General features: G+C 69.3%; 10 protein-coding genes and 1 riboswitch. Of the genes, 9 read left to right on the plus strand and 1 reads right to left on the minus strand.

Translation table 11 applies throughout. The annotated features are described in order from the left end of the window. Positions 1–2 precede the first annotated feature (2 nt). The 9 genes from FHW81_RS10025 (at position 3) to FHW81_RS10065 (ending at position 12,693) form a co-directional block, all read left to right on the plus strand. The gene (locus FHW81_RS10025; protein ID WP_106120544.1) at positions 3–779 is read left to right on the plus strand and encodes a substrate-binding periplasmic protein; all 777 of its coding nucleotides are present in this window, start codon (positions 3–5) and stop codon (positions 777–779) included. Next, positions 776–3,028 (plus strand): ATP-binding protein, encoded by a 2,253-nt coding sequence (locus tag FHW81_RS10030; RefSeq protein WP_034054475.1) that lies wholly within the window; start codon positions 776–778, stop codon positions 3,026–3,028. Before FHW81_RS10025 ends, FHW81_RS10030 begins: the two co-directional genes overlap by 4 nt. 183 nt (positions 3,029–3,211) lie before the next feature. Further along, on the plus strand, positions 3,212–4,624 hold the full coding sequence (locus FHW81_RS10035; RefSeq protein ID WP_003116157.1) for an amino acid permease: 1,413 nt from the start codon (positions 3,212–3,214) through the stop codon (positions 4,622–4,624). A gap of 258 nt (positions 4,625–4,882) precedes the next feature. Continuing rightward, positions 4,883–5,674: an enoyl-CoA hydratase/isomerase family protein gene (locus FHW81_RS10040; RefSeq protein WP_003116159.1), complete on the plus strand. Its 792-nt coding sequence runs from the start codon at positions 4,883–4,885 to the stop codon at positions 5,672–5,674. Positions 5,675–5,694: 20 nt separating this feature from the next. Continuing rightward, positions 5,695–6,855 (plus strand): acyl-CoA dehydrogenase family protein, encoded by a 1,161-nt coding sequence (locus FHW81_RS10045; RefSeq protein ID WP_003095708.1) that lies wholly within the window; start codon positions 5,695–5,697, stop codon positions 6,853–6,855. Between the two features lie 66 nt (positions 6,856–6,921). Continuing rightward, the gene (locus FHW81_RS10050; RefSeq protein ID WP_060774304.1) at positions 6,922–9,012 is read left to right on the plus strand and encodes an acetate--CoA ligase family protein; all 2,091 of its coding nucleotides are present in this window, start codon (positions 6,922–6,924) and stop codon (positions 9,010–9,012) included. A 42-nt stretch (positions 9,013–9,054) separates the two neighbouring features. Continuing rightward, positions 9,055–10,734, plus strand: coding sequence for a 5-guanidino-2-oxopentanoate decarboxylase (locus tag FHW81_RS10055; RefSeq protein WP_079760261.1), 1,680 nt, complete (start codon positions 9,055–9,057; stop codon positions 10,732–10,734). 22 nt (positions 10,735–10,756) lie between these two features. Further along, positions 10,757–11,938: an arginine--pyruvate transaminase AruH gene (aruH, locus tag FHW81_RS10060; protein WP_003102073.1), complete on the plus strand. Its 1,182-nt coding sequence runs from the start codon at positions 10,757–10,759 to the stop codon at positions 11,936–11,938. Positions 11,939–11,988: 50 nt separating this feature from the next. Further along, positions 11,989–12,693 (plus strand): NAD(P)H-dependent oxidoreductase, encoded by a 705-nt coding sequence (locus FHW81_RS10065; protein ID WP_060774302.1) that lies wholly within the window; start codon positions 11,989–11,991, stop codon positions 12,691–12,693. 65 nt (positions 12,694–12,758) lie between these two features. Here the strand turns inward: FHW81_RS10065 and opmH are convergent, their stop codons facing one another. After that, a complete protein-coding gene (gene opmH, locus FHW81_RS10070; RefSeq protein ID WP_003095699.1) occupies positions 12,759–14,207 on the minus strand; it encodes an efflux transporter outer membrane subunit OpmH in 1,449 nt (482 codons plus the stop codon). A gap of 229 nt (positions 14,208–14,436) precedes the next feature. Then, positions 14,437–14,573: riboswitch (TPP riboswitch) on the plus strand. Positions 14,574–14,590: the final 17 nt, after the last annotated feature.

A 14,590-nucleotide genomic window follows, 5' to 3' on the forward strand; every position in this document is an offset into this window, starting at 1 on the left:
CCATGCAGGCCTGCTGGCTGGCGCTCTGCGGATGGCTGCTGGGCGGCCTGGCACAGGCTGCGGAGACCATCCGCTATTGCGACTATCCGGTATACCCGCCGATCTCCTGGAGCGACGGCCAGCAGGTCCGGGGGCTGGCGCCGGAGCTGGTGAAGCGGCTGTTCGGCGCGCTGGGCTACCGGGTCGAGGTGGTGCTGCTGGGCAACTGGCGGCGCTGCCTGCTCGACGCCGCCGCCGGACGGGTCGACCTGATACTGGCCTACCGCACGCCCGCGCGCGATCGCGACCTGGCGTTTTCCGCCGAGCCGGTGCTGCGCGAGGACGTGGCGATCTTCTACAACCGCCAGCGGCCGGTGCGCATCCAATCCCTCGGCGACCTCGCCGGCTATCGCGGCGGGCTGTTGTTCGGCGAAAGCTACGGGGCGGACTTCGACCGCTTCGTCGGCCGCCACGGCAACGTCGAATGGGTTTCCGACAGCCGACAGAACTTCGGCAAGCTGGTGCGCCAGCGCATCGACTACATCGCCCACGAACGGCGCACCGGCACGCTGTTCGCCGAGCGCCTGGCCGGCGGCGAGAACATCCGTGCGCTGCCCGAACCGCTGACGGTGGACTACCTGCGGGTGGCGGTCTCGCGGCACTCGCCGCTGGCGGCGAAGATGGACGAGATCGACCGGGCCCTGCGTGGCTATCGCGACGACGGCAGCATCCAGCGTTGGCTGGACGACAGCGTGCGCGACTATCGGCGCCTTGCCGGCAACCGCGCGGACGCCTGGTGAGCGGCCACGGCGGAGTGTTGGCGCGGCGCCTGCTGTGGCGGGTGTTGCTGTTCAGCCTGTGTTTCACCGTCCTCGCCGGCGCCGTGCAGCTGTTCTTCGAATACCGCCGCGAAATGCGCGAGATCGAGGCGCGCCTGGAACTGATCCGCAGCGGCTACCTGGCCAGCTTCGAGCGCAGCCTGTGGGATCTCAACCAGGAGCAGTTGAACGTGCAGTTGCGCGGCCTCGGGGATTTCCCCGACATCGCCCGTGTCAGCCTGCAAAGCGCCGACTTCAACCTGTTGCAGGGCGACCAGCGTCCACGCGGCATGCTGCGGGTCGAGCGCTTTCCCTTGAGCTACCAGCCGCCGGGGGGCGAGCGTCGGCAACTGGGCGAGCTGGAGATCGCCATCGACCTGGCGGCGGTCTATCGCCGGCTGGTTTCCGGCGGCCTGGCCAGCCTCTTGTGGATGGGCAGTTTCCTTTGCGGCCTGGCGGTGGCCCTCAGTTGGCTGTTCCACAGCCTGGTCACTCGCCATCTGTGGCGCATGTCCGAGTTCGCCGGGCATATCGCCGAAGGCGACCTGCAACAGCCGCTGCGACTGGACAAGGTGGACCGTGAGCGCGATGAGATCGACGCCGTCGCCGCCGCCCTGGAAGACATGCGCCAGGCCCTGCGCACCGACCGCCGCCGGCGCGATGCCGATCGCGACGAGTTGCGCCGACAGGTCGAGCGACGCACCGCCAGCCTGCGCCGGGCGAAGGACCAGGCGGAAGCCGCCGACCGGGCGAAGAGCCGTTTCCTCGCGACCATGAGCCATGAGATCCGTACCCCGTTGAACGGCATCCTGGGCATGGCCGAGCTGCTGCGCGAGGCATCGCTCGGCGAGCGTGACCGCCAGCGCCTGCGGGCACTGGCGACAGCGGGGGAGGGACTGCTGGCGATCCTCAACGAGGTCCTCCACTTCGCCCGGCTGGAGGAAGCGCCGGATGTGCCGGAAGCGGTGGACTTTTCCTTGCGAAGCCTGCTCGAGGACGTCCTCACCCTGCTCGAACCGCGGGCGCGGGAGAACGCCACGCGGCTGGACCTGTGGCTGGACCCGCAGGTTCATGACGGCCATCGCGGCGCCGAGCAGTTCCTGCGCCAGGTGTTGACCAACCTGTTGGGCAACGCGGTGAAGTTCACCGAGGCCGGGGAGGTGCGCGTTCGCGTCGAGCGGCTGGTGCGCAGCGCAGGAAGCGAGCGACTGCGGCTGAGCGTCGCGGACGATGGAATCGGCATTCCCGAGGAAATGCGCGAACGCATCTTCGAACGCTTCACCCAGGGCGGCGACGCCGTGACCCGCCGTTACGGCGGAACCGGCCTGGGCCTGGCGATCAGCAAGCGGCTGGTGGAAGCGCTGGGCGGGCGGATCGGCGTGGAAAGCCGGGTCGGCCAGGGCAGCACGTTCTGGTTCGAGATCGAGCTGGCGCTGGCGAGCTTGTCCGGCGCGACGCCGCCGGCGGCATCGGTGTCTGCGCTGGAGGTGCTGCTGGTGGAGGACGTGGCGCTCAACCGCGAGGTGGCCCAGGGCCTGCTCGAGCGGGACGGCCACTGGGTGATGCTGGCCGAGGACGCGGGGCCGGCCCTGGCGTTGTGCCGGCAGCGGCGCTTCGACCTGATCCTGCTGGACATGCACCTGCCGGGGATGGCTGGCCTCGAGCTTTGCGCCGGGATTCGCCGGCAGCTCGACGGCCTGAACCGCGCCACGCCGATCTTCGCCTTCACCGCCAGCATCCAGCCGGACATGGTGCGCCGGTACTTCGCCGCGGGTATGCAGGGCGTGCTCGGCAAGCCCCTGCGGATGGACGAGCTGCGCCGCGCGCTGGGCGAGGTCGGCACCAGCGTGCCTGCGCTTGCGGTGGACGCCGCGCTGGACCGGCAAATGCTCGAGACCCACCGCCGCCTGCTGGGGCGGCACAAGCTCGCCGGACTGCTGGGCAACCTGCTGGGAAGCCTGGACGAGCAGTTGCCGCTGCTGGCCGAAGCCCTGGACCAGGCGGACCTGGCCGAGGCGGCGAACATCGCCCATCGCCTGTCCGGAAGCTGCCACTCCATGGGCCTGGTGGCGCTCGGCGCCGGCCTGGGCGAGCTGGAGCGCGAGGCCCTGGGCGCGGCCGGGGTCGACCCGCGAGCCTGGGGCGCACGCCTGGGTAGCCTGCGCCGCGACGGCGCCGAAGCCCTGCGCCGCGCCGGCTTCCTCGGCGAAGCCGACTCAGCGGCCGGTTGAGCGGCGCGGCGAACAACTTCCTTACAGCTTTTTACATCTTCGATCCGCGCGTTCAACGGCGTCTTACATCCGCCGCCAATAATCCGCTCATCCGTGCGCAAGACACGGCCTCTGACAGAGTGGAGACAAGAATAATGAGCCATCTCGAAGACCCCTGTGCGTACCCTCATCCGGAGGTGCGCCATGGCTGACGGCAAGGAAAGGCTGCAACTCACCCGGGCCCTGGCGAGCCGCCACATCTTCATGCTGTCCCTCGGCGGGGTGATCGGCACCGGGCTGTTCATGGGCTCCGGCGTGACCATCAACCAGGGCGGCCCGGCCGGCGCGGTGCTGGCCTACCTGGTGGCCGGGGTGCTGATGTACCTGGTGATGGTCTGCCTCGGCGAGCTGTCGGTGCAGATGCCGGTCTCCGGTTCGTTCCAGGCCCACGCGACGCGTTTCATCGGCCCGGCGACTGGCTTCATGATCGGCTGGGTCTACTGGATGAGCTGGGCCTCCACGGTAGGCCTGGAATTCACCGCGGCCGGGATGCTCATGACCCGCTGGTTCCCGGAGGTGCCCGTGTGGCTATGGTCGGGTTTCTTCGTGGTCGTGCTGTTCTCCCTCAATGCCCTGGCGACCCGCGCCTTCGGCGAGGCCGAGTACTGGTTCGCCGGGATCAAGGTGGCGGCGATCCTGGTGTTCATCGTGGTCGGGGGGCTGGTGATCTTCGGCGGTATCGAACTGAAGAGCGGTGCGCCGGCGCCGATGTTCTCCAACCTGGTCGGCGAGCGGCTGTTCCCCAACGGCCTGTCGGCGGTGTTCGCGGTGATGATGACGGTGGTCTATGCCTTCCAGGGTTGCGAGATCATGGGCGTCGCCGCCGGCGAGACCGAGCGACCGGAGAAGAGCATCCCGCGGGCGGTGCGCAACGTGGTGTTCCGCGTACTGATCTTCTACGTGCTGGCCATCGTCGTGCTTTCCGCCATCATTCCCTGGCAACAGGCCGGGCTGATGGAAAGCCCGTTCGTGCAGGTGTTCGACATGGTCGGGATTCCCTACGCGGCGGACCTGATGAACTTCGTCATCCTCACCGCCATCCTCTCGGTAGGCAACTCGGGCCTGTACGCCTCGACGCGGATCCTCTGGGCGATGTCCAGGACCGGCATGGCCCCGCGCGGCCTGTCGAAGCTCAGCGCGCGCGGCGTGCCGCTCTACGCGTTGCTGATCACCCTGTGCTTCGCCCTGCTCTCGTTGCTGACCAGCGTGGTCGCCGCCGACACCCTGTTCATGGTGCTGATGGCGGTGAGCGGGATGTCCGGCACCGTCACCTGGATCGTCATCGCCTACGCCCAATACCGCTTCCGCCGCGAGTACATGGCCAGCGGCGGCACGGTCGCCGAGCTGAAATATGCCGCGCCGCTGTTCCCGCTGGTGCCGCTGGCCTGCATCGCCGTGTGCTGCTCGCTGTTCGTCTTCCTCGCCCTCGATCCCACCCAGCGGCCGTCCTTGTACTGGGGCTTCGGCTTCATCGCCGCCTGCTACCTGGCCTATTACGTGGTTCGTCGCCGGCAGCCGCAGGGACTGGGCGACCCCGCCCTGGGACGGGCCGGCTGAACGGCCATTCGCAGGACCCGACGCCCGCCGCATCCGGCGGGCGTTTTCGTTTTCGCCTGGTTGGTTTGTTCGAAGTTGTAACAGCCGGCTCGCGCGGGCCTTCGCCGCTTTTCGGCGGATCGCATGGCGTGTGGCTTTGCGCCTGCCGCAGGGCCGTTACATACACCCGAATGGGTGGATTGTGGTCTTGTTGAACGAGTGTTTAGTATTGCCTGAAAGCCGCGATCGCCATCAACCAACAATAAGAACGAGGGCCGCATGACTGACCTTTCCCCATTGCAGACGCGGGTCGAAGCCGGGATCGCCTGGCTCGTCCTGAATCGTCCGCAACAGCGCAATGCACTGGATATCCCCACCCTGGAGGCCCTGCACGTCCGACTCGATGCCTGCGAGCGCGACCCGGCAGTGCGCGCCGTGGTCCTCGGCGGCAGCGGACGCAGCTTCTGCGCCGGGGCCGATCTCGCCGAATGGGCGGCGGCTGAAGCCCGTGGCGAGCTGGAAAGCTATGGCTGGACCGAGGCCGCCCACGCCCTGATGGGGCGCCTGCACGCCCTCGACAAACCCACAGTCGCCGCCGTCAACGGCAGCGCCGTGGGCGCTGGCATGGACCTGGCGCTGTGCTGCGATTTCCGCATCGCCGCCGCCTCGGCGCGCTTCAAGGCCGGCTATACCGGCATGGCCTACTGCCCGGACGCCGGCGCCAGTTGGCATCTGCCACGGCTGCTTGGCAGCGAGGCGGCCAAGCGCCTGCTGTTCCTCGACGAAGCCTGGAGCGCGGAGCGCGCCCTGGGCGCCGGACTGGTCGGCGAGGTGGTCGCCGACGAGCGCCTGGTTGAGACGGTCGGCGCCTTCGCTGCGCGTCTCGCCAGCGGCCCGACCTTCGCCTTCGCCCAGACCAAGCGCCTGCTGCGCGACGGCGCCGGGCGCTCGCTGGCCGAGCAGTTGCGTGCCGAGCAGGCCGCCGGGCTGCTCTGCGGGCGCAGCGAGGATGCCGCCGAGGCGCTGCGCGCCGTGGCCGAGAAACGTTCCCCTCAATTCAGCGGGCGCTAGGCGCCGAGCAGGTGATTCCCATGGATTTCAGGCTGACCCAGGAACAGGACATGCTGGTCGAGGCGGTGCGCAGCTTCGTCGAGAAGGAACTGCTGCCCCACGAGGACGATGTCGACCGCGCCGACGCGGTGTCGCCGGAGCTGGCCGCACAGATTCGCGGCAAGGCCCTCGCCGCCGGTTTCTATGCCTTCAACATGCCCGAGGAAGTGGGCGGCGGCGGCCTCGACTACCTGTCCCAGGCGCTGGTCGAACGCGAGCTGTCGAAGGTCTCCTGGGCCCTCCACGTATTCGTCGCGCGGCCCTCGAAGATCCTCATGGCCTGCACCGGAGAACAGCTCGGCGACTACCTGTTGCCCTGCGTGCAGGGCGAAAAGACCGATTGCTTCGCCCTCACCGAGCCGGGCGCCGGCTCCGACGCCAATTCGATCAAGACCCGCGCGGTGCGCGACGGCGACGCCTTCGTGATCAACGGTAGCAAGCACTTCATCAGCCACGCCGGGCACGCCGACTTCGCCATCGTCTTCGCCGTCACCGACAGCTACGAGCACAACGGCCGCAAGCGCAACGCGGTGACCGCCTTCCTGGTGGACAAGGGCACGCCCGGGATGACCGTGCGCCGCGGGCCGAAATGCGTGAGCAACCGTGGCTACCACACCTACGAGATCTTCTTCGACGATTGCCGGGTGCCGGCCTCCAAGGTGCTCGGCGAGGTCGGCAAGGGCTGGGAAGTGGCCAACGCCTGGCTCACCGCCGGACGGGTGATGGTCGCCGCCAACTGCGTCGGCCAGGCCCAGCGCGCCCTCGACCTGTCGCTGCGCTGGGCGGCCGATCGCAAGCAGTTCGGCCAGCCGATCGGCAGCTACCAGGGCGTTTCCTTCAAGCTCGCCGACATGGCCACGCAGATCCGTGCCGCCGAGCTGATGACCCTGCACACCGCCTGGAAGATGGACCAGGGCACCATGACCGACGGCGAGGCCGGCATGGCCAAGCTGTTCGCCAGCGAGACCCTCGGCAAGGTCGCCGACGAAGCGGTGCAGATCTTCGGCGGCATGGGCCTGATGGATGAAGGACCGGTCGAGCGCATCTGGCGCAACGCGCGGATCGAACGGATCTGGGAGGGCACTTCGGAAATCCAGCGGCACATCGTTTCCCGCGAACTGCTGCGGCCGTTGCTGCGTTGAAGTCCTGGCTCCCCTCTTCCTCCAGGGGAGAGGGGAAGGCTGCCATGTTCCGAATCGAGAACCGACATGAATCGTGAAAACCTCAAGCGCCTGCTGGCACCCAGGCATCTCGCCTTCATTGGCGGCCGTGGCATGGCGCGTGCCCTGAAACGCTGTGCCGAAGGCGGTTTCGCCGGCCAGTTGTGGCTGGTCAATCCGCAGCACGCCGAACTCGAAGGCGTACCCTGCGTGGCCAGCGTCGCCGACCTGCCGTGCGGCCCGGACGCGGCGTTCGTCGCCACCAACCGCGAACTGACCCTCGACGCGGTCGCCGCGCTCGCCGCCAAAGGCGCCGGCGGGGCGATCTGCTATGCCTCCGGCTTCGCCGAAACCGGCGAACAGGGCCTGGCCGTGCAACGCCGGCTGCTGGCCGCCGCCGGCGAAATGGCGCTGCTCGGCCCGAACTGCTACGGCTTGCTCGACTACCTGCACGGCGCCACGCTATGGCCGGTGGCACATGGCGGTCGGCAGGTGGAGCGGGGCGTCGCGGTGCTGACGCAGAGTGGCAACTTCGCCTACAACCTGTCGATGAGCGACCGTTCGCTGCCGGTGGCCTATATGGCATCGGTGGGCAACCAGGCGCAGCTGGGCATCGCCGAGCTGATGGACGTGCTGCTCGACGAGCCGCGGGTGACTGCCATCGGCCTGCATCTGGAAGGGCTGAAGAACGTCCCGGGGTTCGCCCGCGCAGCCTACAAGGCGTTGCAGAAAGGCGTGCCGGTGATCGCCCTGAAGACCGGGGTGTCGGAGATCGGCGCGGCCCTCGCGCTCAGCCACACCAGTTCCCTGGCCGGTTCCGACGCGCTCTACGACAGCCTGTTCGAGCGCCTCGGGGTGATCCGCGTGAGCGGCCCGGTGAGCTTCGTCGAAACCCTCAAGGCCGCCGCCTGCGGCCACCTGCCTGGCGGGCCGAGCCTGGTCGCGCTGGCCTGTTCCGGCGGCGACGCCGGGTTGATCGCCGATTACGCCGAGCGCAACGGCCTGGGGTTGCCGTCTTTCGACGCCGAACAGCGCGACGAACTGGCCGGGGTGCTGCCCGACTACGCCAACATCGCCAACCCGCTGGACTTCACCACCGCCATCTGGGGCGATGCCGCGGCCCTGGAGGAAATGCTCGACAGCGCTTTGCGCAGCCCTGCCGACGCCGCCCTGCTGGTGCTCGACTATCCGGGCGAGGAAACCGGCGAGCGGCCGCAGTGCGACCTGCTTCTGCAACGCTACTGCGCCGCGCTGAAGCGCCACGGAAAAGTCGGCTTCATCGCCTCGGCGTTCCCGGAATTGCTGCCGGCCCGGGCCCGCGAGCTGTTGCACGGCGAGGGCGTCGCCGCGCTGCAGGGCGTCGAGGATGGTCTCGCCGCCTGGGGACGGATCGCCCGCTACCGCCAGCGCCGCGCGGCGCTGCTGGAGCGCGGTGAGGCGGCGTTGGTGCCGATCTGCCCAGGGCCGCTGGCGGGCGACGGCTACCTGCTCGACGAGTGGCAATCCAAGCAGGCGCTGAAACCCTTCGGCCTGCCACTGCCCCAGGGGGTGCTGAGCACCCCCGGCCAGGCCCGCGAAGCGGCCCTCGACCTCGGCTTCCCGCTGGTGCTCAAGGCGGTCAGCGCCGCACTGCCGCACAAGACCGAGGCCGGTGGCGTGGCGCTCGGCCTACGCAACGAGGCGGCGTTGGAGGCGGCATTGTTCGACATGCGCGAAAGCCTGGCCCGGCACGCGCCGCAACTGGTCTTCGAGCGTGTGTTATTGGAGCGCATGGCTGGCGCGCCGCTGGCCGAGCTGATCGTCGGGGTCAAGCGCGAGGAGGGCTTCGGCCTGGCATTGGTGATCGGTGCCGGCGGGATACTCGTGGAGCTGCTGCGTGACAGTCGCAGCCTGCTCCTGCCAACCACCGACGCGGCGATCCGCGATGCCCTGCTGAGCCTGCGCAGCGCGCCGTTGCTCAGCGGCTTCCGCGGTCGCCCGGCAGTGTGCATGGAGGCCCTGGTGGCGGCGATCCGCGCGGTCGCCGAATTCGCCTGCGAACATGCCGAGCGCTTGCTGGAGCTGGACGTCAATCCGTTGCTGGCGGATGCCGAGGGAGCGCTGGCGGTGGATGCGTTGATCCGGCTGGCCAATGGCTGAAGGCCGGGGGGGACACGACGGCTCCCCCTCCCGCTTGTGGGAATGGGAGCAAGAGCGCTGCGGCGCGAACGGCGACTCCGATGGTCGCCGAACTGGACGAGGATATTGCCCATGCAACCACAGAAGACCCTCACCGCCGGCCAGGCCCTGGTCCGCTTGCTGGCCAACTACGGCGTGGATACCGTTTTCGGCATCCCCGGCGTGCATACCCTGGAGCTGTACCGCGGACTTCCGGGCAGCGGCATCCGCCACGTGCTGACCCGCCACGAGCAGGGCGCCGGCTTCATGGCCGACGGTTATGCGCGGGTCAGCGGCAAGCCGGGAGTGTGCTTCGTCATCACCGGGCCGGGCGTGACCAACGTCGCCACCGCCATCGGCCAGGCCTACGCCGACTCGGTGCCGCTGCTGGTGATTTCCAGCGTCAACCACAGCGCCAGCCTGGGCAAGGGCTGGGGCTGCCTGCACGAGACCCAGGACCAGCGTGCCATGACCGCGCCGATCACTGCCTTCTCCGCCCTGGCCTTGAGCCCGGAACAGCTGCCCGAACTGATCGCCCGGGCCTACGCGGTGTTCGACAGCGAGCGTCCGCGCCCGGTGCATATCTCGATCCCGCTCGACGTGCTCGCCGCGCCGGTGGCCCATGACTGGAGCGCTGCCGTGGCGCGCCGCCCTGGTCGTGGCGTGCCGTGCACCGAGGCATTGCGGGCGGCGGCGGAGCGCCTGGCTGCGGCCCGGCGACCAATGCTCATCGCCGGCGGCGGCGCGCTGGCGGCCGGCGATGCGCTTGCCGCGCTGAGCGAGCGCCTGGCCGCGCCGCTGTTCACCAGCGTCGCCGGCAAGGGCCTGCTGCCGCCGGACGCGCGGCTCAACGCCGGGGCCAGCCTGTGCGTAGCGCCGGGCTGGGAGATGATCGCCGAGGCCGATCTGGTGCTGGCGGTGGGCACCGAGATGGCCGACACCGACTTCTGGCGCGAACGCCTGCCGCTGTCCGGCGAACTGATCCGCGTCGATATCGACCCGCGCAAGTTCAACGACTTCTATCCCTCTGCCGTAGCGCTCAGGGGCGATGCCCGGCAGACCCTTGAGGCGCTGCTGGCGCGCCTGCCGCAGGAGGCCCGCGACGCCGCGCCGGCCGCCGCGAGGGTGGCGCGCCTGCGCGCGGAGATCCGCGCGGCACACGCGCCGCTGCAGGCGCTGCACCAGGCGATCCTCGACCGGATCGCCGCCGCGCTGCCGGCCGATGCTTTCGTCAGCACCGACATGACCCAACTGGCCTATACCGGCAACTACGCGTTCGCCAGCCGAGCGCCGCGCAGCTGGCTGCATCCCACCGGCTACGGCACCCTCGGCTACGGCCTGCCGGCCGGCATCGGCGCCAAGCTCGGCGCCCCGCAGCGCCCGGGCCTGGTGCTGGTCGGCGATGGCGGCTTCCTCTACACCGCGCAGGAACTGGCCACCGCCAGCGAGGAACTGGACAGTCCGCTGGTGGTGCTACTGTGGAACAACGACGCGCTCGGCCAGATCCGCGACGACATGCTCGGCCTGGACATCGAGCCGGTCGGCGTGCTGCCGCGCAACCCCGACTTCGCCCTGCTGGGCCGCGCCTACGGTTGCGCGGTGCGCCAGCCGCAGGACCTGAACGAACTGGAGCGCGACCTGCGCGCCGGCTTCGGGCAGCCCGGCGTGACCCTGATCGAACTGCGGCACGCCTGTGCGCGCTGACCGCCGGACAAGGAGAGCATCCATGCGCTATTCCGACTTCACTCAACGTATCGCCGGCGACGGCGCCGCTGCCTGGGACATCCACTATCGCGCGCTGGCGCGGGTCGAGCAGGGCGAGGAAATCCTCCTGCTGTCGGTCGGCGACCCCGACTTCGATACCCCGGCGCCCATCGTCCAGGCGGCCATCGACAGCCTGCTGGCCGGCAACACCCACTACGCCGACGTGCGCGGCAAGCGCGCCCTGCGCCAGCGCATCGCCGAGCGCCACCGGCGGCGCAGCGGCCAGGCGGTGGACGCGGAGCAGGTGGTGGTGCTGGCAGGTGCCCAATGCGCGCTGTACGCGGTGGTGCAGTGCCTGCTGAATCCGGGCGACGAGGTGATAGTCGCCGAGCCGATGTACGTCACCTACGAAGCGGTGTTCGGCGCCTGTGGCGCGCGGGTGGTGCCGGTGCCGGTGCGCTCCGAGAATGGCTTCCGCGTGCAGGCCGAGGAGGTCGCCGCACTGATCACCCCGCGCACGCGCGCGATGGCGCTGAACAGCCCGCACAACCCGTCCGGCGCCAGCCTGCCGCGGGCCACCTGGGAAGCCCTGGCCGAGCTGTGCATGGCCCATGACCTGTGGATGATCTCCGACGAGGTCTACAGCGAACTGCTGTTCGACGGCGAGCATGTCAGCCCGGCCAGCCTGCCGGGGATGGCCGACCGTACCGCGACCCTCAACAGCCTGTCGAAATCCCACGCCATGACCGGCTGGCGGGTCGGCTGGGTGGTCGGTCCCGCAGCACTCTGCGCGCACCTGGAGAACCTCGCCCTGTGCATGCTCTATGGCTCGCCGGAATTCATCCAGGATGCCGCCTGCACCGCGCTGGAAGCGCCGCTGCCGGAGTTGGAGGCGATGCGCGAGGCCTACCGCCGCCGCCGCGACCTGGTAATCGAGTGCCTGGCCGACAGCCCCGGCCTGCGTCCACTGCGCCCGGACGGCGGCATGTTCGTGATGGTCGACATCCGTCCCACCGGACTTTCCGCCCAGGCCTTCGCCGACCGCCTGCTGGACCGCCATGGCGTATCGGTGCTCGCCGGCGAAGCCTTCGGCCCGAGCGCCGCCGGTCACATCCGCCTCGGCCTGGTGTTGGGCGCCGAACCGCTGCGCGAAGCCTGTCGGCGCATTGCGCTGTGCGCCGCCGAGTTGCTCGGCCAGGCCTGAACCCCTCGGCCGCGAGCGATGCGGCCGGTCACCACGATTCGGAAACCACGATGAACGTACTGATCGTCCACGCCCACAACGAACCGCAATCCTTCACCCGCGCGCTCTGTGACCAGGCATGCGAGACCCTGGCAGGCCAGGGCCACGCGGTGCAGGTCTCGGATCTCTACGCGATGAACTGGAATCCGGTGGCCAGTGCCGCCGACTTCGCCGAGCGCGCCGATCCCGACTACCTGGTGTACGCCCTGGAGCAGCGCGAGAGCGTCAAGCGCCAGAGCCTGGCCGCCGACATCCAGGCCGAGCTGGACAAGCTGCTGTGGGCCGACCTGCTGATCCTCAACTTTCCGATCTACTGGTTCTCGGTGCCGGCGATCCTCAAGGGGTGGTTCGACCGGGTACTGGTGTCCGGGGTCTGCTATGGCGGCAAGCGCTTCTACGACCAGGGTGGCCTGGCCGGCAAGAAGGCGCTGGTCAGCCTGACCCTGGGCGGGCGCCAGCACATGTTCGGCGAGGGTGCCATCCACGGACCGCTGGAGGACATGCTGCGGCCGATCCTGCGCGGCACCCTGGCCTATGTCGGCATGCAGGTGCTGGAGCCCTTCGTCGCCTGGCACGTGCCATACATCAGCGAGGAAGCGCGCGGCAACTTCCTGCGCGCCTACCGGACGCGGCTGGAAAATCTCGAGCAGGATGTACCCCTGCGGTTCCCGCGGCTGGAGCAGTTCGACGCGCTGCTCCAGCCGCTGGCGCGCTGACCCGGGCGACGCGCGCCAGGCCAGTCAAGCGAAGACGCCCCCGACCGGGGGCGTCTTCGCTCGTGCTAGTACTGCTGGCGCGGCTTGCTCTGTAACTGCTCGGCGGCGGCCTTGGCCAGGTCCGGCGGGAGGAAGTCCTTGTCCGGATCGTAATCCTGCTTCAGGTAGGCGCTGAGCGCCTCCAGGTCGGCCGGGCTGAGGGTGCCGGCCGCCTGCTTCAGGCGCAGGGTATCGAGGATGTAGTCGTAGCGGCTGTTGTTGTAGTCGCGCACGGCGGCGTACAGCTGGCGCTGGGCGTTGAGCACGTCGACGATGTTGCGGGTGCCGACCTGGTAGCCGATCTCGGTGGCTTCCAGCGAACTCTGGTTGGAGATGATCGCCTGGCGCCGCGCCTGGACCTGCTCGACGTCGGTATTCACCGCGCGGTGCAGGTTGCGGGTGTCCTGCACCACCTGGCGGCGCTGGCCTTCGCGGGATTGCTCGCTCTGGTTGAGGCGCTGGTAGGACTCGCGGACCTGGGAGGAGGTCAGGCCGCCGCTGTAGATCGGGATGTTCAGTTCCAGGCCAATGCTGCGCTCGTCGACATACTTGCCATAGTGCACCAGCGGATTGGCGGCGCTGTTGGCGAAGCCGAGGGCGTCGTTGTCGCCCTTCTGGTACTGGGCCACGGCATCGAGGGTCGGCAGGTGCCCGGCCTTGCGCTGGCGGAGGGTTTCCTCGGCGGCGTTGACCGCGTAGTTGCTGGCCAGCAGGCGCAGGTTCTGCTGCACCGCGGTGTCGACCCAGGCCTTGGCGTCGTTCGGCGCCGGCGGCACCACCGGCAGGGTGTGGCGCATGCCCTCGATGGCGCTGTAGTCGCGGTTGGTCAGGGTCACCAGGGCCTGGAAGGCATCGTCCACGCGCTGTTCGGCGATCAACCGGTTGGCGCGGGCGGTGTCGTAGCTGGCCTGGGCCTCGAGCACGTCGGTCTTGTCGGAAAGGCCCACGTCGAAGCGCTCGTTGGCCTGGTCCAGCTGGCGCTTGAAGGCGGCTTCCTCGGCCTTGCTGGTGGCCAGGTTGTCCTGGGCGCGGAGCACCGTGAAGTAGGTCTCGGCGCTGCGCAGGATCAGGTCCTGCTGGGTCGCGGAGAATTCCAGCCGGGCCTGGTCGCTGGTTTCCTTGGCGGCCTGCCACTGGAACCAGCGGTCGGCGCGGAACAACGGCTGGCTGAGGGTGGCCTGGACGACCTGGCTGTTGCGCTTGACGGTCGCCGGACGCTCGTCGAATGCGATCCGGGTGTCTCCGACGCGGGCGCCGGCGCCGAGTTGCGGCAGCAGGCCGGCGCGGGCCTGGGGCACCACTTCCTTGCGCGCCAGGTAGTCGGCCTGGGCGGCGGCGAGGTCGGCGTTGTTGTCGACGGCTTCCTTGTAGACGCTGATCAGGTCGGTCTTGGTCGGCAGCGGGGTCGGCTGGGCGGCCCAGGCGACACCGGTAGCAGCGGCCACGGCGGCCGCCAGGGAGAGTCTGCGCAGCATTCGTTCGTCCTGGAAAAGATGCGAGGTGGGGCAAGGCTAAGGTCGCTACCGGTGGCGGTCAAGGCACCTGCGCGGCAACTGATCGAAGAGCCAGTCCGGATCGATGTGCCGGCGAACGTGCGGGGATCTGCGTCTTCCCTGGCGAGAGGGCGCCGGACCGGACCATGACTGCCGGTCGGGCGGGGCGTTTTCCCGTTGGCGTATCCCGCCGGTGTTGATTAGACTGCCGGGGTTCTTGTCGGGGTGCCCTATACGAGGGGCTGAGATCGGATAGTTCCGGATCCCGTTGAACCTGATCGGGCTAGCGTCCGGTTCCGCCTCGCGCGGACCGCAGCAACCCGCGTAGGGAACAAGATGTCCGCGCCATGCCTGCCTTGCCGGCG

It is taken from the genome of Pseudomonas sp. RC10-4-2 (assembly GCF_050433085.1).
Taxonomy (GTDB): Bacteria; Pseudomonadota; Gammaproteobacteria; order Pseudomonadales; family Pseudomonadaceae; genus Pseudomonas; species Pseudomonas aeruginosa.